The sequence below is a fragment of the uncultured Sphingomonas sp. genome (genome assembly GCF_964250165.1).
Classification (GTDB): domain Bacteria; phylum Pseudomonadota; class Alphaproteobacteria; order Sphingomonadales; family Sphingomonadaceae; genus Sphingomonas.
The window spans coordinates 1-17,602 of the sequence record NZ_CAXUEK010000056.1 but is presented as its reverse complement, the minus strand read 5'-3'; the positions used below and the strand labels follow the sequence as shown (position 1 = coordinate 17,602).

Annotated in this window: 15 protein-coding genes; 8 read left to right on the top strand and 7 right to left on the bottom strand. The window is 70.8% G+C overall.

The features are described from left to right. Positions 1-1,274, top strand: a 1,274-nt coding sequence (locus ACFE64_RS11425; RefSeq protein ID WP_375392591.1) for an MFS transporter, incomplete at its 5' end; no start/stop codon positions are given. Between the two features lie 105 nt (positions 1,275-1,379). Here the strand turns inward: ACFE64_RS11425 and ACFE64_RS11420 are convergent. Further along, on the bottom strand, positions 1,380-2,606 hold the full coding sequence (locus ACFE64_RS11420; protein WP_375392590.1) for an MBL fold metallo-hydrolase: 1,227 nt from the start codon (positions 2,604-2,606) through the stop codon (positions 1,380-1,382). A gap of 257 nt (positions 2,607-2,863) precedes the next feature. Between ACFE64_RS11420 and ACFE64_RS11415 the strand changes: the two genes are divergently transcribed. After that, a complete protein-coding gene (locus tag ACFE64_RS11415; protein WP_375392589.1) occupies positions 2,864-4,423 on the top strand; it encodes an amidase in 1,560 nt (519 codons plus the stop codon). An 85-nt stretch (positions 4,424-4,508) separates the two neighbouring features. On the opposite strand, the gene ACFE64_RS11410 is transcribed toward ACFE64_RS11415, so the two are convergent. Both ACFE64_RS11410 and ACFE64_RS11405 read right to left on the bottom strand, forming a co-directional pair. Continuing rightward, a complete protein-coding gene (locus ACFE64_RS11410; RefSeq protein WP_375392588.1) occupies positions 4,509-4,928 on the bottom strand; it encodes a DUF4345 domain-containing protein in 420 nt (139 codons plus the stop codon). Continuing rightward, entirely contained in the window at positions 4,925-5,383 is a 459-nt protein-coding gene (locus ACFE64_RS11405; protein WP_375392587.1) for a DUF2721 domain-containing protein, read from the bottom strand. Before ACFE64_RS11405 ends, ACFE64_RS11410 begins: the two co-directional genes overlap by 4 nt. A gap of 69 nt (positions 5,384-5,452) precedes the next feature. Between ACFE64_RS11405 and ACFE64_RS11400 the strand changes: the two genes are divergently transcribed. Both ACFE64_RS11400 and ACFE64_RS11395 read left to right on the top strand, forming a co-directional pair. Then, the gene (locus ACFE64_RS11400) at positions 5,453-6,559 is read left to right on the top strand and encodes a GNAT family N-acetyltransferase (protein WP_375392586.1); all 1,107 of its coding nucleotides are present in this window, start codon (positions 5,453-5,455) and stop codon (positions 6,557-6,559) included. 117 nt (positions 6,560-6,676) lie between these two features. Next, on the top strand, positions 6,677-7,216 hold the full coding sequence (locus tag ACFE64_RS11395) for a PEPxxWA-CTERM sorting domain-containing protein (protein ID WP_375392585.1): 540 nt from the start codon (positions 6,677-6,679) through the stop codon (positions 7,214-7,216). A gap of 67 nt (positions 7,217-7,283) precedes the next feature. Here the strand turns inward: ACFE64_RS11395 and trmB are convergent, their stop codons facing one another. Beyond that, a complete protein-coding gene (gene trmB, locus ACFE64_RS11390; RefSeq protein WP_375392584.1) occupies positions 7,284-7,961 on the bottom strand; it encodes a tRNA (guanosine(46)-N7)-methyltransferase TrmB in 678 nt (225 codons plus the stop codon). Between the two features lie 57 nt (positions 7,962-8,018). Between trmB and ACFE64_RS11385 the strand changes: the two genes are divergently transcribed. Further along, positions 8,019-8,678, top strand: coding sequence for a phosphatase PAP2 family protein (locus ACFE64_RS11385; protein WP_375392583.1), 660 nt, complete (start codon positions 8,019-8,021; stop codon positions 8,676-8,678). 142 nt (positions 8,679-8,820) lie between these two features. Here the strand turns inward: ACFE64_RS11385 and pth are convergent, their stop codons facing one another. From pth to ACFE64_RS11370, 3 genes are all read right to left on the bottom strand, one after another. Further along, a complete protein-coding gene (gene pth, locus ACFE64_RS11380) occupies positions 8,821-9,396 on the bottom strand; it encodes an aminoacyl-tRNA hydrolase (RefSeq protein ID WP_375392582.1) in 576 nt (191 codons plus the stop codon). 130 nt (positions 9,397-9,526) lie between these two features. Then, complete coding sequence (locus tag ACFE64_RS11375; RefSeq protein WP_375392581.1) at positions 9,527-10,141, bottom strand: 50S ribosomal protein L25/general stress protein Ctc; 615 nt, start codon at positions 10,139-10,141, stop codon at positions 9,527-9,529. A gap of 236 nt (positions 10,142-10,377) precedes the next feature. Continuing rightward, positions 10,378-11,283 (bottom strand): TraB/GumN family protein, encoded by a 906-nt coding sequence (locus tag ACFE64_RS11370; protein ID WP_375392580.1) that lies wholly within the window; start codon positions 11,281-11,283, stop codon positions 10,378-10,380. A 65-nt stretch (positions 11,284-11,348) separates the two neighbouring features. Between ACFE64_RS11370 and ACFE64_RS11365 the strand changes: the two genes are divergently transcribed. The 3 genes from ACFE64_RS11365 to ppdK all read left to right on the top strand — a co-directional run bounded on the left by ACFE64_RS11365 (position 11,349) and on the right by ppdK (position 17,414). Continuing rightward, positions 11,349-12,218 carry a glycine--tRNA ligase subunit alpha gene (locus tag ACFE64_RS11365; protein ID WP_375392579.1) on the top strand — a complete coding sequence of 290 codons (870 nt, stop codon included), beginning with the start codon at positions 11,349-11,351 and terminating at the stop codon, positions 12,216-12,218. 31 nt (positions 12,219-12,249) lie between these two features. Then, positions 12,250-14,589: a glycine--tRNA ligase subunit beta gene (gene glyS / locus ACFE64_RS11360; protein ID WP_375392578.1), complete on the top strand. Its 2,340-nt coding sequence runs from the start codon at positions 12,250-12,252 to the stop codon at positions 14,587-14,589. 152 nt (positions 14,590-14,741) lie between these two features. Continuing rightward, a complete protein-coding gene (gene ppdK / locus ACFE64_RS11355) occupies positions 14,742-17,414 on the top strand; it encodes a pyruvate, phosphate dikinase (protein WP_375392577.1) in 2,673 nt (890 codons plus the stop codon). Positions 17,415-17,602: the final 188 nt, after the last annotated feature.

Genomic DNA, 17,602 nt, shown 5'->3' with positions numbered 1-17,602 from the left:
TCGAGTGGTACGATTTCTTCATCTACGGCACGCTGGCGTCGGCCGGGATCATCGGCCGCACCTTCTTCCCCGCCGGCGATCCGGTGGTGCAGACGCTGCTCGCCTGGGCGGGGTTCGCGGTCGGCTTCGGCTTCCGGCCGCTCGGCGCGATCGTGTTCGGGTTCCTGGGCGACCGCCTCGGGCGCAAATACACCTTCCTGGTCACCATCACGCTGATGGGCGTCGCCACGGCCGGGGTCGGGCTGGTGCCCTCCGCCGCGGCGATCGGCTATGCCGCGCCCGCGCTCGTCCTGCTGCTCCGCGTGGCGCAGGGGCTGGCGCTTGGCGGCGAATATGGGGGCGCGGCGATCTACGTCGCCGAGCATTCGCCGCCGGGCAAGGCGGGCTTCTACACCAGCTTCATCCAGGCGGGCGTGGTCGGCGGCTTCATCCTGAGCCTGGCGGTGGTGCTCGCGACCAAGGCGGCGGTGGGGCTGGACGCCTGGGCGAGCGGCTGGTGGCGCTTCCCGTTTCTGTTCTCGCTGCTGCTGCTCGCGGTCTCCTTGTGGATGCGGCTCAAGCTGTCGGAAAGCCCGGTGTTCCGCCGGATGCAGGCCGCGGGCGAGGGGGCGTCCAACCCTTTCCGGGAGAGCTTCACCTATCCCGGCAACCTCCGTCGCCTGTTGGTGGCGCTGTTCGGGATCGCCGCGGGGCTGACGGTGATCTGGTACACGGCGCTGTTCTCGGTGCTCACCTTCCTCACCGGGCCGATGCACATGGCCGAAAGCCCGGCGCAGATCATCGTCGCGGTGGGCGCGCTGTGCGGGCTGGTCTTCTATTTCACGACCGGCGCGCTGTCGGACCGGATCGGGCGCAAGCCGCCGATCGTGTGGGGCTATGCCGCCGCGCTCGTGCTGGTCTTCCCGTTCTTCTGGCTGATCGGGCGCGGCGCGGGGGACGGGGCGATGCCCGCCGGCTTCGTGCCCGGCGCGGGCGGGACGGCGCTGATCCTGCTCGGCATCCTCGGCATGATGGCGCTGTCGGGCCTGACTTATGGTTCGGTGGCGGCGCTGCTGGCCGAGATGTTTCCGGCGCGCATCCGCTATTCGTCGCTGTCGATCCCCTACCATTTCGGGACCGGGTATTTCGGCGGCTTCCTGCCGCTCATCAGCGCCTGGATCGTCGCGCGGACGCACAATGCCTATGCCGGGCTGTGGTATACCGAAGGGGTGGTGGCGATGGCGCTGATCGTCACGCTTTGGGGGCTGGAGGAGCCTGGTTCCGCTCCTGTTTAGAGGACGGGCCGGGGGAGGCGGACGCTGTGCGGCACGGGCGCGTGCTCCTCGCCTCTTCGCCGGCCTGCGGCCGTCTTTCTCCTCTCCTCTGAAGAGGAGGGGAGATCAGGGCAGCGCCTTCACCTCGGGGCTGTTCGCGCACGCCGGCAATCGCGAGAGGTCCAGCGGGGTGCGGGGCGCTTTCGCCGGCGGGGCGTCGAACGCCTGCCCGATACCATGCCCCGCAAACCGCGCCGGGTCCGCCCCCGTGCAGCGCATCAGCGCCGCCAGCATCTTGGGCGGCGTGTCATAGCCCTCGAAGGACAGCCGGAACGTGCCCCAATGCACCGGCAGCGCGGCGGCGGCGTCGAGCTCGACAAAGGCGCGGACGGCGTCGATCGGCCCCATATGGCTCGCGATGCCCATCTGGCCCGGCACGAAGCGGAACGCGCCGATCGGCAGGATCGCGAGCCGATAGGGTCCGAACCGTCGCGCTTCGGCGACCCAGTCGGTCTTGTAGCCCGTGTCGCCGGCGAAGAAGACCTTGCCCGAGACGCCCAGGCGCAGCACGAAGCCCGACCACAGCGCCCGGTTGCGATCGGCGAACCAGCGGCTGCCCCAATGATGTACCGGCGCCGCCTGCACCTGGGCGCGGTCGCCGGGGCACCACGGGTCGGGATCGCACGGCCGCTCCTCACGCATCAGGCCGGTCCCGGTCAGCCGTGCCGACTCGCCCCAGTCGAGCGCCGTGGCCGGCACACCGGCGGAGCGCAGGACGGTGTCGTTGCCGAGGCTGGTGACGATCGCCGGCCGATCCCGCTGCCACAGCCGCTGCAGCGTCGGCAGGTCCATGTGGTCGTAATGATTGTGGCTGACCAGCACGAGGTCGATCTTCGGCAGATCCTCGAAACGCACGCCGGGCGCCGCCACGCGCTTCGGTCCGCGGCCCCACGGCCCGGTCCGCTCGCTCCAGATCGGGTCGGTCAGGATGTTGAGCCCGTTGGTCTGCACCAGCACCGTCGCATGGCCGATCCAGGTGACGAGCATCCGCTCGCCCTCCACCCGCGCCGGCGGCTTGCTGGGGCTGACCGCCACGCTGTCCGGCCAGGGCGGCCGCCCGTCGCGCTTGGCCAAGTAGCGCCACAAGAACCCCGCGCGACTGCCGCCCGCTGGCGGCCGAAACGTGTCGTCGTCGCCGCCGGGATTGAAGAAGCGTTCGCCATCGAAATGATCGCCCGCCGGCCCGCGATAATAGATGCGGTCGAGGAAACGCGGCACGATCGTCACCGCCAGCCCGAACAGGACGACGATCAGCAGCGCGACGCCGCCGACGATCTTGAGGGCGGTCGTCATCTAACGGAGGGAGCTTGGCATGGACACAGGCTAACGAAGGCTGTCGACCAAGGTTCAGGCCGAGCGCACCCAATATTCCGCGATCGACGCAGCCTCGGGGCGGTTGGCGCAGGCCGCCTTCCGGCAGGAGGATTTTCATCCCGCCACCGTCACGCCGGGCTTGTCCCGGCGTCCACCGTCGTGCAGCAACCGGCGTTCGGGCAGCAGGACTGGCGTGGATGCCGGGACACGCCCGGCATGACGAAGAGGGACCATCGATGCGTCTGATCGCCGCCGCCATGCTTCTAGCGATGCCCGTCGCCGCCCAGGCCAAGACCGTCGCCGTCGAGGAGAAGTCGATCGACCAGCTCCAGGCGATGATGGCCGCCGGCCAGGCGAGCAGCGCCGATCTCGTCGGGGCGTATCTCAAGCGCATCGCCGCGATGGACCGCAAGGGGACGAGCCTGCGCGCGGTGATCGCGCTCAATCCCGACGCGCTCGCCCAGGCGCGCGCGCTGGACGCCGAGCGCAAGGCGGGGCGGGTTCGCGGGCCGCTCCACGGCATCCCGGTGCTCATCAAGGACAATGTCGAGACGCTGGACCCGATCGCCACCACCGCCGGCAGCCTCGCGCTCGCCGCCAACGTCACCCGCCGCGACGCGCCGGTCGTGGCGCAGCTGCGCGCGGCGGGCGCGGTGATCCTGGGCAAGACCAACCTGTCCGAATGGGCGAACATCCGCTCGACCCGCGCGATGAGCGGCTGGAGCGCGGTCGGCGGGCTGGTGCGCAACCCCTATTCGCTCGACCGCACCGCCTGCGGCTCCTCGTCCGGCTCGGGCGCGGCGGTGGCCGCGAGCTTCGCGGCGGCGGCGGTGGGGACGGAGACCGACGGCTCGGTGGTCTGCCCGTCGTCGATCAACGGGCTGGCGGGGCTGAAGCCCTCGATCGGCCTCGTCAGCCGCACCCATGTCGTGCCGATCAGCCACTCGCAGGACACGCCCGGCGCGATGGCGCGCTCGGTGCGCGACGTGGCGCTGATGTTCTCGGGCATGGTCGGCGGTGACCCGGCCGACGCGCCGCGCGGCGAAGCGAAGGACTATGCCGCCGGCCTGTCGGCGAGCGCGCTGTCCGGCCTGCGCGTCGCGGTGCTGCGGCCGGACATGACGCCGGACCTCGCCGCCACCTACCAGCGCGCGCTCGACGTCCTGAAGGCGGGCGGCGCCGAGCTGGTCGAGGTGGAGCGGCCGAAGACCGAGGGGCTGGGCGAGGCCGAGCTGCTCGTGCTGCAGACCGAGCTGAAGGCCGACCTGAACGCCTATCTCGCGACCACCCCGCCCGCGGTCGCGACCCGCACGCTGGCCGACGTGATCGCCTTCGACACCGTCCATGCGGCGACCGAGATGCCGTTCTTCGGCCAGGAGACGTTCGAGGCGGCGCAGAAGACCAAGGGCCTTGCCGATCCGGATTACCGGGCGGCGCGCGCCAAATCGCTCCGGCTCGCCAGCGAGGCGATCGACGGGATGCTGACGCGCGCGCGGGCGACGGTGCTCGTCGAACCCAGCTACGGCGCGGCGTGGCTGAGCGATCCCGTCTACGGCGACCAATATGGCGGCCCGTCCTCGTCCGAACTGCCCGCCATTGCCGGCTACCCGAACCTGACCGTGCCGATGGGGCTGGTCCGCGGCCTGCCCGCCGGGCTTTCCTTCATCGCGACGAAATATGGCGAGGCGACCGTGCTCGGTGCCGGCTACGCCTATGAGCAGCGGGCGCGGGCGCGGGTTGCGCCGCGCTACCTGCCGACGGCGGATGCCGGGCCGGGGCTGGACGGGGCGCGCTGATCTCGCTCTTCCCTTCAGGGGAGAGGGTTGGGGAGAGGGGGCGACCGCGTCGCTAACCCACCGCTCGGCCCCTCTCCCGACCTCGCTAGCGCTCGGCCACCCTCTCCCCTGAAGGGGAGAGGGAAAAACGCTCCACCCGCGATTGCCACAGCATCAGCAGCGGCACGACCCCCAGCTCCATCGCCAGCCCGAGCGCCATGCCCCGGCCCGGCACGCCGACCGCCGCCAGCGACACGAGCCGGGCCAGCCCGCCGCACACCACCATCGCGCCCAGCAGCCGGAAGCGCGGCCCCTTGCGCTCGATCCCGGGGACGCACGTCGTGAACGCCAGCCCCAGGCCGAAGAAGATGCCCGAGACGTAGCGGAAATGGCTGTCCAGGTCGCGCGGGATCATCGGCGGGTGCCCGATCCACCCCGGGCCGCGCAGGATCGAGAGGCCGCCGACCGTCAGCGGCACCAGGCAGGCGATGGCCACCATCAGCTGCAGCGCGCGCCGTTCAATCATCGCGTATGTTCCAGCAGCTCGGGCCGGATGCGCAGCGCGTGCGTCGCCACCCGCACCTCGACCATGAACGCCGCCAGCGCCGCGATCAGCAGCAGCATGGCGAGGATGAACGCGATCGCCACCGCGCGGCCGATATGCAGCCACGCCAGCTCGGCGACGAACAGCAGCGTCACGACGGCGCAGGTCGTCACCGCGCTCAGCACGGCCAGCAGCAGGCCCATATTGATGAGCCGGATGCGCCGGTCGAGGATCCGCAGCTCGCCCACGTGCCGGTCATGCTCGGGTCCCCGCGAGCGCGGGTGGAGCGCCTCCAGCGCGCGGCCCCGGTCCACCACCCGCGCCAGCCGTCCCGCCAGCACGTTCACGAACGCGCCGATGCCGGCCAGCATGAACACCGGGCTGAGCGACAGCTGGATGGTCTGCGCGATCGTCGAGACGGCGGGGAAGGTCGGCACGCCTGCTCCATGCGGCGAAACGCGCGCCGGGGAAAGCGGATGGTAACGCGACGGGCGTAGGTGGCCGGCGTGACCCGCCCGCTCTCGCTCGCCGCGTTCGATCGCATCGCGCCGGCGGCGACGGCCCGCCTCGTCGCGGGGCTGTCCGCCGAGATCGACGCGGTCGCCGCCTGCGCCGCCGAGACGCACCGGCACCTGCGCTATGGCTGGTTCGCCGCGGCGGTGGCGGCCTATGGCGGCCACCCGCGCACCCTCATCGCGGACGACGATGGCCTGCCCGTACTCGCGCTGCCGCTGGTCGCGCTCGGCCCGCCGCTGCTGGGATTGGCGGCAGTGCCCGGCAGTTACTGGCCGTTCCGCAGCTTCCCGATCGCCGTGGCGGCGAGCGACGCGGCGGCGCACGCCGCGCTGGCCGAGCTCGGCCGTTGCTGCCGGGGGCTGCGGATCGGTCCGGTCGCGGACGGCGACCCCGGCGCCGAAGCGCTCGCCGCCGCCGCGCGCGCGGCCGGCTGGACGGTGCTCGACCGCATCGTCGGTCAGGCGCAGATGCAGGACCTCGCCGATTCCGCCTGGCCGCGCGGTTCCAGCCTCAGGAAGAACCGCTTCCACGAGAAGCACCTCGCCGCGCACGGCGCGGTCGACTGCCGCTTCCTCCGCGTTGCCGACTGGCCCGGCGCCTTCGACCTATTCGCCGCGGTGGAGGCGCAGAGCTGGGTCGCCGGCGCGCCCGACGCCAAGTTCGGCCGCGCTCATGGTCGTTTCTGGCGCCTCGCCGCCGCGGACTCTACGCTTGCCGCCGCGTTCTCCGCCGCGTTGCTGACCATCGACGGTGATCCCGTCGCCTTCTCGTTCGATCTGGATGCGGGCGAGACCCGCTATGCGATCGCCAACAGCTACGCCGCCCGGCTCGCCAGACATTCCCCGGGCAAGCTCCTCCATTATCGCAACCTGATCGACGCCCGCGCGCGCGGCATCCGGCGGATCGACTGGGGCATGGGCGACAGCGGCTACAAGGCAGTGCTCGGCGCGGCGTCAGGCCCGCTGCTGCGCGACTACCTGCTGCTGCGCCCGGGTGCGCCCGGGGCCATCGGCCGGCTGCTCGCCCGACGCGGCGGATGGGCGGCGGGCGTCGCGTCGCCCCAAACCGCAGCCACTCGTCGCCGCACCCCGAATTAGGATCTTGTCCCATATCCGGACGATCGCCCGCGGTGCCGTTCGGCGTCTATTGTCGCCTAGCCGTCGTATCCCTCTCATCGACCACGCGCGCTGCGAGGCGATCGAGAAGGGAAAAGCATGAGACACTATCTCGCCTGCGCGGCCGTCCTTGCCGCAGTCACCGCCGCGCCTGCATCGGCAGCGCAATATCTGTTCAGCTTCAGCGGGCAGGGCCGCACCGGAACGGGGGTTCTGACGACGTCGGACACCCCATCCGCCGCCGCGCGGGGCGGATACACGGCGTTCGCGATCACGGCCATCACCGGGTCGTTGACCGTGGGGACGAGCGCGCCGCTGACGATCACTGGGCTGAACGGATTTACCGGATCGGACAACCTCTATTACACGACCGGTCCGAGCTTCCTCGACGGAAGCGGCCTGGGGTTCACCACGACCGGAGGCGGGCAGACCAGCCTCTTCTACTCGGACGTGATCTCCTCCTATCGCATCACCACCCTCGCCGGCGGCTTCGCAGCCGGTGCGGTGACCGCCTCGTCTTCCGCCCTCGCGGCGGTGCCCGAACCCGCCAGCTGGGCATTGATGATCGCGGGCCTCGGCGTGGCGGGCTTCGCCCTGCGCCGTCGTCAGCGGGCAGGAACCGCCGTCAGCTTCGCCTGAACCTTCCACGCGGCGAGCCGTCGGCCGGGCGGCCGGCGGCTTGGTTGCGCCAGCAGCACGAACGCGCTCACGCGCGTACGTAGCTGAAATACCAGACCTCGTGCCCCTGTCGCCGCGCCTTGCGCTCGTAGCGCGTCTCGGGCCAGTCGGCGGGACGCTCCAGGAAATCGCGGGAGTGCTCGGCGGTCCAGCGGAAGTCGGCGCGCTGCCCCATCACCATCAGCGCCCAGCGGCAATAGGTCGGGTCGTCGGTGCCGAGCCGGAACTGGCCGTTGGGCATCAGCTTGGCGGCGATCAGGTCCAGCGGCCCGTGGTTCGCCATCCGGCGCTTGGCGTGGCGCGCCTTGGGCCAGGGATCGGGGTGGAGCAGGTAGACCCGGGCAAGGCTCGCGTCCGGCAGCCGCTCCAGCACGTCCAGCGCGTCGCCCATGTGCAGCCGGACGTTGCCGAGCCCGGCATCACGCAGGTGACCAAGCGCCTGGACGACGCCGTTCAGGAACGGCTCGCAGCCGATGAACCCCGTCTCCGGGCGCGCCGCCGCCTGCGCCGCGAGGTGCTCGCCGCCGCCGAAGCCGATCTCCAGCTCCAGCGGCCGGTCGTCGCCGAACAGCGCGAGCGCGTCGAGCGGCCCCGCCGGGACACTCACCTGCGGCAGCAGCTCGTCGGCGAGCGACGCCTGCCCGGCGCGCAGCCTGTGGCCCTGGCGGCGGCCGTAGAGGCGACGGATGGTGGCGGGATCGTTCATCGGCGTGGCGCTCTAGGCGCAACGGGTCCAAGCCGCCACGTCGCCCGTTGATGGCGCATGACCGATACCAAGCCCGCCAAGAAATCCGCCAAAGCGCGGATGAAATCCGACAAGAAGCCCGCCAAGGCGCGCGCGAAAGCGGCGAAGAAGGCGATTGCGAAAGCCGATGTCGGGGGCACGCACGCAGCGGCCGCCGCGCGCAACACCCCGGTGATGCGGGTCGTCGCCGGGCTCGCCGAGGTGGCCGACCAGCCGCCGTTGATCGTCGCGTCGCTCGGCACGCTGGTGATCGGGCTGGTAACGCGACGCCGCGATCTCGCCCGCGGCGGTGCGCGCATGCTGGCGGCGCACCTGCTCGCCACGGCGGCGAAGCTGGCGGTCAAGCATCAGTTCGACCGCACGCGCCCCAGCCACGCGCTCGACGGCGACGGCCATCGCTTCGAGGCTGGCGACGAGGGTGGGCACGAGGACAAGAGCTTCCCCTCCGGCCATACCGCCGGCGCGGTCGCGGTGGCGCGGGCGGCGTCGCGCGACATCGACGGTGCCGCCGTGCCTGCGATGCTCGCGGCCGGCGCGGCCGCGGCGGCGCAGGCGCCCGCCGGCAACCATTATTTCAGCGATGTGATTGCCGGGGCCGCCATCGGGTGGGCGAGCGAGGCGGTGGTCTCGGCGGTGTTCGACCGGCTGGAGCCGAGGGTCGAGGCGGCGTTCTCCTGATCCTCCCCGGGACGGGGAGGGGCCATCATGAAACGATGGTCGAGAGGGCGTGGATCACGGGCCGTCACGGGATCAATCCCGTGACGTCGAAGCTCGGCTGAAGCCGAGCCTGGCCGGCCTGCGCCGTACGCGACCAGCTGCGCTACTCGCGTGCGGCTTGGCGCAACGCCACCGCGTTCATGAATCGCGCGTCGTCCCCGTCCGCCAGCCACCCGGCCTCGGCCGCCACCGCACCGAGCATATCGGACAGCGGCTCCAGCTCGGCCTTGGCGTAGTTGCCGAGTACATGGCCCGTCACGCGGTCCTTGTGCCCGGGATGCCCGATCCCCAGCCGCACCCGGCGGAAGTCGGGACCGAGATGCTGGTCGGTGGAGCGCAGCCCGTTATGCCCCGCCGTGCCGCCGCCGCGCTTCACCTTGATCTTGAACGGTGCGAGATCGAGCTCGTCGTGCAGCACCGTCAACGCGTCCACGCCCAGCTTGTAGAAGCGCAGCGCCTCGCCGAGCGAGCGCCCGCTGTCGTTCATGAACGTCGCAGGCTTGAGCAGCAGCACCTTGTGGGCGCCGATCCGCCCCTCCTGCGTCCAGCCGGCGAACTGCTTCCTGACCGGCCCGAAGCCGTGCAGCGCGGCGATCGCATCGACCGCCATGAAGCCGACATTGTGCCGCTCCATCGCATGCTGCGGCCCAGGATTGCCGAGCCCGGCCCAGATCTGCATCGCTAATTCCCTCTCCCTGAAGGGGAGAGGGAGGAGCCGCGAAGCGGCGGAGGGAGAGGGGCGGTGCGACGCACTGGCCGTCTCGGACTGCCTCTCTCCCCGACCCTCTCCCGTGAAGGGGACAGGGAGATTACGCCGCCTCGACCGTCTCGGCCTCGCCGCCCTCGCTCGACTTCAGCGCCGACGGCGCGATGATCGTCGCGACGGTGAAGTCGCGGTCGTCGATCGCCGCCTTCGCGCCGGCAGGCAGGTTCGCCGTCGAGATGTGGATCGAGTCGCCCAGGTCGAAGCCCTTGAGCGAGATGGTGATGTCGCTCGGGATGTCGGCCGCGTCGACCACCAGCTCCACCTCGTGGCGCACGATGTTGAGCACGCCGCCGCGCGCCAGGCCCTCGCACTCCTCCTCGTCGGTGAAGATCACCGGCACCGCGACCGTCACCGTCGAATGCTCGCCGACTCGGAAGAAGTCGACATGCACCGGCCGGTCGGAGACGACGTCGAACGCGACGTCCTTGGCCAGCGTCCGCGCGCCGCCGGCAACGCCGTCGAGCAGGATCACCGAGTTCATGAAATGCCCCGAGCCGAGCGCGCGGACCAGCGCGCGCTCCTCCAGGTGGATGGCCAACGGGGCCTGATTCTGGCCGTAGATCACGGCGGGGACGCGGCCCTGGCGGCGCAGCGAACGGGAGGCTCCCTTGCCAACCCGGTCACGCGCCTCGGCCGCGAGCGTCAACTGGTCGCTCATGCGGATAGTCCTTGGCTGGTGTTGCTTGCCCCCACGCCTCCAGGGATGACCATGGCGGGCAAGTGGGGGCGCATAGCGGCGGAGGGTCCCAAAGGCAACTCATCTCCCTCTCCCCTGCAGGGGAGAGGGAGCCGAGCGCAGCGATGGCGGGAGAGGGCAGTGCGGTGTGCTCCGGCGCAGCCCCTCTCCCGACCTCGCCTGCGGCTCGGCCACCCTCTCCCCTGCAGGGAGCGGGATCAGTAGTTCACCCGCGCCGCCTTCACCCCGCGCTTTGCCAGCTCCGCCTGCACGCTCGTCGGCCCGGCCAGGTGCCCCGCGCCGACCGCGATGAACACCGTGCCGGGCTGGTCGAGCCGCGCCTTGATCCAGTCGGCCCAGCGCCGGTTGCGGTCGATCAGCAGCACCTGCATCGCCTCGGGCGTCTTCGTCACGCCCTCGTTCAGCTCCTTGGCGATCAGATCGGTCTTGCCCGTCGCCCACTGGTCGACCATCTTCGCCATCTCGCCCTGCAGCTTGGGCATTTCGTCCAGCGTGTCGTCCAGCATCGCGATCTGCGCGCGATCGGGCAGGCCGGCGAAGAAGCCGATCTGCTGCTCCACCGTCTCCAGCCCGGTCAGCGGCTTGCCCGCCTGCTTGGCGGCGGCGGTGATGATCTGCTCGGGGCCGTTGGCGGGATCGTAGCCGACCTTCTGCAGCGCCTGGACCTGGAGGTAGCTCGCCGCGAGCCATGGCTGCATCCGGTCGTACGCCGCGCGTGGCAGCCCGATCGACGCCATGTATTTCGCCAGCACCGGCCGCTCCCTGGGCGGCAGCTTGTCGGTCAGCGTCGGACCGGAGAGGCTCATGCCCTTGGCCTGCACCAGCGGCGCCATCGCCGCCGGGTCCGGCTCGACGATCTCCAGCTTGACCTCGTCGGCCTTGTCGAACGCCGCCTTCACCGCCTCGTCGAACCAGCTGAGGCCGGGCTTGAGCACATGGATGGTGCCGAACAGGTAGATGGTGGTGTCCGCGTCCTTCACGACCCACAGCGCCGGGTCGGCGTCAGCCGCGGCGCGCGCCGGCGGCCGGGCGCAGGCGGGCAGCGGCGCGGCGAGCAGCAGGGCGGGCAGGGCGACGCGGAACAGGCGGGCGAGGCGGGGCATGGCGCACCTCTACACCGGCCGCGCGCCCTTGCCAGCGGCAAACCCATCGGCCAAACGCGCCCGCCATGGCCGCGGCCCCGCTCTCCTTTCAGAACATGATCCTGACGCTCCATCATTACTGGAGCGAGCGCGGCTGCCTGATCCTGCAGCCCTATGACATGGAGATGGGCGCGGGCACCTTCCACACCGCGACCACGCTGCGCGCGCTGGGGCCGGACCCGTGGAACGCCGCCTTCGTCCAGCCCTGCCGCCGCCCTACCGACGGCCGCTACGGCGAGAACCCGAACCGGCTGCAGCATTATTACCAGTATCAGGTGATCCTGAAACCCTCGCCGCCCGACCTGCAGGAGATGTATCTCGGCAGCCTGGCGGCGATCGGCATCGACCCGCTGCTCCACGACATCCGCTTCGTCGAGGACGATTGGGAAAGCCCCACGCTCGGCGCCTGGGGGCTGGGCTGGGAGGTGTGGTGCGACGGGATGGAGGTGACGCAGTTCACCTATTTCCAGCAGATGGGCGGCTTCGACATGAAGCCGGTGGCCGGCGAGCTAACCTACGGGCTGGAGCGGCTGGCGATGTACATCCAGGATGTCGCCAGCGTCTACGATCTGGCGTTCAACGACGCCGGGGTAAGCTACGGCGACGTGTTCCTTGAGAACGAGCGCGAGATGTCGAAGTGGAACTTCGAGGTGGCCGACACCGACACGTTGTCCGCCCAGTTCCGCAAGGCGGCCGCCGAGTGCGAGAACTGTCTCCGGTCCGACCTGCCGATCCCCGCCTACGAACAGGCGATCAAGGCCAGCCACACCTTCAACCTGCTCCAGGCCCGCGGCGTCATCTCGGTGGCCGAGCGCCAGGCTTATATCGGCCGCGTCCGCGACCTGGCCAAGGGCGCGTGCGCCGCGTGGATGGCGAAGCACGGGTGGGCGGCATGACAGCTCCTCCCGGTCCCGGGGAGGATTTCCGGTGACCGACTTCCTCCTCGAACTGCGCTCCGAAGAAATCCCCGCGCGGATGCAGGCGCGGGCGCGGGAGGATCTGGCGCGGCTGTTCGCGGCCGAGCTGGCGAAGGCGGGGCTCGCCGCCGCCGATGCCGTCACCTACGCCACGCCGCGCCGCCTGGCGCTGATCGCGCGCGGGCTGCCGGATGCCACCGCCGCGGTCACCGAAGAACTGAAGGGTCCGCGCGTGTCCGCGCCGCCGCAGGCGCTGGACGGGTTCCTGCGCAAGACCGGCCTCGCCCGCGACCAGCTGGTCGAGCGCGACGGCGTGTTCTTCGCCATCGCCGAAAAGCCCGGCCGCGCCACGGCGGCGGTGCTCGCGGAAGCCATCCCGGCCGTGATCCGCGCCTTCCCCTGGCCCAAGGCGATGCGCTGGGGCGAGGCGTCGCGCTCGACCGAGAGCCCGCGCTGGGTGCGCCCGCTGCACGGCATCGTCGCGCTGTTCGGCGACGCGGTGGTGCCGGTCGAGGTCGCCGGGATCACGAGCGGCGCGGCGACGCTCGGCCATCGCTTCCATCACCCGGGCGCGATCACGATCGGCTCGGCCGCCGATTACGGGGAGAAGCTGTGCGCCTGCCACGTCATCGTCGACCAGGCCGAGCGCGAGGCGCTGATCCGTGACCGCGCCGCCGCGCTCGCCGCCGAGGCTGGGCTCCAGCTGATCGAGGACGAAGGCCTGGTCGCCGAGAATGCCGGCCTCACCGAATGGCCGGTGCCGCTGCTCGGCCGCTTCGACGCCGCGTTCCTCGACGTGCCGTCCGAGGTCATCCAGCTGACCGCGCGAGTGAACCAGAAATACTTCGTCTGCCGCGGCGACGACGGCAGGCTGGCGGACGCCTTCATCTGCACCGCCAACATCGCCGCGAGCGACGGCGGCGCGCGCATCGTCGAGGGCAACCGCAAGGTGCTCGCCGCGCGCCTGGCCGACGCCCGCTTCTTCTACGAGCAGGATCTCAAGGTGCCGCTGGCTGAGCAGGCGGCGAAGCTCGACCGCATCGTCTTCCACGAGAAGCTCGGCACGGTGGCCGACAAGGTCGAGCGGGTGGCCAAGCTCGCCCGCTGGCTGGTCGAGGAGGGGATCGTCAAATCCTCCCCGGGACGGGGAGGGGGACCATCGCGTAGCGATGGTGGAGGGGGCGCCGATCCAGGCGAACCGCTCGTCGCGACGCCCCCTCCACCACCGCCTTCGGCGGCGGTCCCCCTCCCCGCGAGCGGGGAGGATCGCAAGCGCCTCGCCACCCTCGCCGAACGCGCGGCGCGGCTGGCGAAGGCGGACCTCGTCACCGGCATGGTCGGCGAGTTTCCCGAGCTCCAGGGCCTGATGGGCGGCTACTACGCCGCCGCGCAAGGCGAAGACCCCCAGGTCGCCGCCGCCATCCGCGACCACTACAAGCCGGTCGGCCAGGGCGACGCGGTGCCGACCGCGCCGGTGACTGTGGCGGTGTCGCTGGCCGACAAGCTGGACAGCTTGACGCAGTTTTTCTTGATCGATCAGGTTCCGACGGGCTCAAGGGATCCGTTCGCGCTCCGGCGGGCTGCATTGGCCGTGATTTCAATCGTCCTGGACAATAATCTTCGGTTTCGGATGGAGCGCGCGCTGATCGCCGCGTGTGACGACGATCTGAGCAAGTTCGAGAAGGTGTATTACGGGCATGTCGAGAAGGGCCTTGGCGCCTTCTTCGCCGACCGCCTCAAGGTTCAGCAGCGCGAGGCCGGCGTCCGCCACGACCTGATCGACGCGGTGTTTGCGCTGGGCGGCGAGGACGATCTCGTCCGCCTGCTCGCCCGCGTCCACGCGCTGCAGGCATTCATGGCTACCGAGGACGGGGCGAACCTGCTCACCGGCTACCGGCGCGCGGCGAATATCCTGAAGAAGGAGGGCTACGCCGAAGCCACCAGCCCCCGTCATCCCGGCCTGGTGCCGGGATCCACCTCAGACCCCGCCGCGAACCCCGGCGGCGAAGGGCAGGGCTCGACACCGGCGTGGCTACCGGGACATGCCCGGCATGACGAGGATGCAGCCTCTGCCCACAAATCCCTGTCCTACACGCCCGAACCCGACGAGAGCGCCCTCATCGCCGCGCTCGATTCGGCCGAGCCGCGCGCCGCACGGGCGGTCGCGGCGGAGGACTTCGAGGGCGCGATGGCGGCGCTCGCGTCGCTGCGGGCGCCGATCGACGCGTTCTTTGACACCGTGACCGTCAACGATCCGGACGCCGCCCGGCGCGGCGCCCGCCTGGCGCTGCTCGCCCGAATGCGCGATGCGGTGCACGCCGTCGCCGACTTCTCGAAGATCGAGGGCTGAGGCGCATCGCATACGCCTCAACTTAGCCTCAACTTCCGCCGCGTGACGGCGCATGACGCCCGCACTTTCTCCCCCCGCCGCCCCGCGCTAAGGACCGCGCAGCCTTCCACCCGTCACCCTCGTCCTGGGGCGAGGTCGCTTTCACAGGGGCAATGATGACCTACGTATTCAGGTTCGGCGGCGGCATCTCGGACGGATCGGCGGGCGATCGGAACATGCTGGGCGGCAAGGGCGCGAACCTCGCCGAGATGGCCTCGATCGGCCTTCCCGTGCCGCCGGGCTTCACGATCAGCACCGCGATGTGCATCCGCTATTACGAGGAGGGCGAGCGCTTTCCCGACGAGCTGAGGCAGGAGGTCGCCGACGGCCTCGCGCATATCGAGCAGGTGACGGGCCACCGCTTCGGCGACGCCGCGAACCCGCTGCTCGTCTCCGTCCGCTCCGGCGCGCGCGTCTCGATGCCCGGCATGATGGATACGGTGCTGAACCTCGGGCTGAACGACGCGACGGTCGAGGGGCTCGCGAAGGCGGCGGGCGACGAGCGGTTCGCCTGGGACAGCTATCGCCGCTTCATCCAGATGTACGCCGACGTGGTGCTGGAGCTCGATCATGGCGCGTTCGAGGAGGCGTTGGAGGTCGCCAAGGAGGACAAGGGACTGACGCTGGATACCGAGCTCGACGCCGCCGACCTCAAGGCGCTGGTCGACGAGTATAAGGGGCTGGTCCGCGCGCAATGGGGCAAGGACTTCCCCCAGGACGTCCACGATCAGTTATGGGGCGCGGTCGGCGCCGTGTTCGGCTCGTGGCAGTCGGAGCGGGCCAAGGTCTATCGTCGCCTGAACGACATCCCCGGCAGCTGGGGGACGGCGGTCAACGTCCAGGCGATGGTGTTCGGCAACATGGGCGACACGTCCGCGACGGGCGTCGCCTTCACCCGCGATCCCGCCAAGGGGGAGAACGCCTATTATGGCGAGTTCCTGATCAACGCGCAGGGCGAGGACGTCGTCGCCGGCATCCGCACGCCGCAATACCTGACCCGCAAGGCGCGCGAGGAGGCGGGCGCCCGGGCGGCGTCGATGGAAGAGGCGATGCCCGAGGTCTACGGCCAGCTCGCCGACGTCTTCCACACGCTGGAGACGCATTATCGCGACATGCAGGACATCGAGTTCACGGTCGAGAAGACCAAGCTCTGGATGCTCCAGACCCGGTCGGGCAAGCGCACCGCCAAGGCGGCGCTGAAGATCGCGGTCGACATGGCGAACGAGGGCCTCATCACGCGCGAGGAGGCGATCGCGCGCATCGACGCCGCCTCGCTCGATCAGCTCCTCCACCCGACGCTCGATCCCGACGCGGCGCGCGACGTGATCGCCAAGGGCCTGCCCGCCTCGCCGGGCGCGGCGAGCGGGCAGGCGGTGTTCGACGCCGACACCGCCGAGCGCTGGGCCGCCGACGGCAAGGCCGTGATCCTCGTCCGCACCGAGACCAGCCCCGAGGACATCCACGGCATGCACGCCGCTCGGGGCGTCCTCACCGCGCGCGGCGGCATGACCAGCCACGCCGCGGTGGTCGCGCGCGGCATGGGCCGGCCCTGCGTGTCGGGCGCGGGCTCGCTTGCCATCTCGGCCAAGGACAAGGTGATGCGCGTCCCGACCACATCAGGCTCGCGCGAGGTGAGGGAAGGCGACACGCTCACCATCGACGGCGCGACCGGCGAGGTGATGGCCGGCGAGGTGCCGACCGTGCAGCCCGAGCTGTCCGGCGACTTCGGGGTGCTGATGGGCTGGGCCGACGCGACGCGGCGGATGAAGGTCCGTACCAACGCCGACACCCCCGCCGACGCCAAGACGGCGCGCGAGTTCGGCGCGGAGGGCATCGGCCTCTGCCGCACCGAGCACATGTTCTTCGACGCCGAGCGCATCACGGCGGTCCGCCAGATGATCCTGGCCCACGATACGGAGGGCCGGCAGGTCGCGCTCGACCGGCTGCTGCCCGCGCAGCGCAGCGACTTCGTCGGCATCTTCGAGGCGATGGCGGGGCTGCCCGTCACCATCCGCCTACTCGATCCGCCGCTCCACGAGTTCCTGCCGCACGAGGAAGCGGAGTTCGCCGAGGTCGCCAAGGCGTCCGGCGTCGATCCCGAGCAGCTCAAGCGCCGGGCCGCCGAGCTGCACGAGTTCAACCCGATGCTCGGCCATCGCGGCGTCCGGCTCGGCGTCACCTACCCCGAGATCTACGCGATGCAGGCGCGCGCGATCTTCGAGGCGGCGTGCGAGGTGGCGGCGCGCGGCGAGGCGCCGGTGCCCGAGGTAATGATCCCGCTGGTCGGCACGCGGCGCGAGCTGGAGCTGATGAAGGCGGTGGTCGACCAGGCGGCGAAGCACGTCTTCGCGGAGCGCGGCCGCACGCTGGAGTATCTGGTCGGCACCATGATCGAGCTGCCGCGCGCGGCATTGCGCGCCGGCGACATCGCCGCGGCGGCGGCATTCTTCTCCTTCGGCACCAACGACCTGACCCAGACGACGCTGGGCGTCAGCCGCGACGACGCCGGGCGCTTCCTTGGCGCCTATGTCGAGCAGGGCATCTACGCCAAGGACCCGTTCGTCAGCCTCGACGTCGAGGGCGTCGGCGAGCTGGTGCGGATCGCCGCCGAGCGGGGCCGGGCCACCCGCCCCGCCATCAAGCTCGGCATTTGCGGCGAGCATGGCGGCGATCCGGCGAGCATCGCCTTCTGCGAGGAGGTCGGCCTCGATTACGTTTCGGCCTCCCCCTATCGCGTGCCGATCGCGCGACTGGCGGCGGCGCAGGCGGCGCTGAAGAAAAGCTGAGGCCGGACCATCCTGTCGTCTCCCGGCTTTGGGACGGGGGCCACTTCTGAGCTTGGCACTGTCCTCTCAGGTCGACGACCGGAATGGGAACTGGCGTGGATGCCGGCACCGCGGCCGCCATGACGCCTGCAGCCTAGGCTCGATTTCACTTAGACAGAAGCGTATCCGCTATTTCTGAGGTATGCGGC

What these genes read in the sequence shown, in the direction of transcription:
- pth (WP_375392582.1), bottom strand. Translation starts at nt 9,396, where the DNA reads ATGCAGATCTGGGCCGGGCTCGGCAATCCTGGGCCGCAGCATGCGATG.
- ACFE64_RS11365 (WP_375392579.1), top strand. Translation starts at nt 11,349, where the DNA reads ATGGCCGCGGCCCCGCTCTCCTTTCAGAACATGATCCTGACGCTCCAT.
- trmB (WP_375392584.1), bottom strand. Translation starts at nt 7,961, where the DNA reads ATGAACGATCCCGCCACCATCCGTCGCCTCTACGGCCGCCGCCAGGGC.
- ACFE64_RS11410 (WP_375392588.1), bottom strand. Translation starts at nt 4,928, where the DNA reads ATGATTGAACGGCGCGCGCTGCAGCTGATGGTGGCCATCGCCTGCCTG.
- ACFE64_RS11415 (WP_375392589.1), top strand. Translation starts at nt 2,864, where the DNA reads ATGCGTCTGATCGCCGCCGCCATGCTTCTAGCGATGCCCGTCGCCGCC.
- ppdK (WP_375392577.1), top strand. Translation starts at nt 14,742, where the DNA reads ATGATGACCTACGTATTCAGGTTCGGCGGCGGCATCTCGGACGGATCG.
- ACFE64_RS11385 (WP_375392583.1), top strand. Translation starts at nt 8,019, where the DNA reads ATGACCGATACCAAGCCCGCCAAGAAATCCGCCAAAGCGCGGATGAAA.
- ACFE64_RS11370 (WP_375392580.1), bottom strand. Translation starts at nt 11,283, where the DNA reads ATGCCCCGCCTCGCCCGCCTGTTCCGCGTCGCCCTGCCCGCCCTGCTG.
- ACFE64_RS11420 (WP_375392590.1), bottom strand. Translation starts at nt 2,606, where the DNA reads ATGACGACCGCCCTCAAGATCGTCGGCGGCGTCGCGCTGCTGATCGTC.
- ACFE64_RS11375 (WP_375392581.1), bottom strand. Translation starts at nt 10,141, where the DNA reads ATGAGCGACCAGTTGACGCTCGCGGCCGAGGCGCGTGACCGGGTTGGC.
- ACFE64_RS11395 (WP_375392585.1), top strand. Translation starts at nt 6,677, where the DNA reads ATGAGACACTATCTCGCCTGCGCGGCCGTCCTTGCCGCAGTCACCGCC.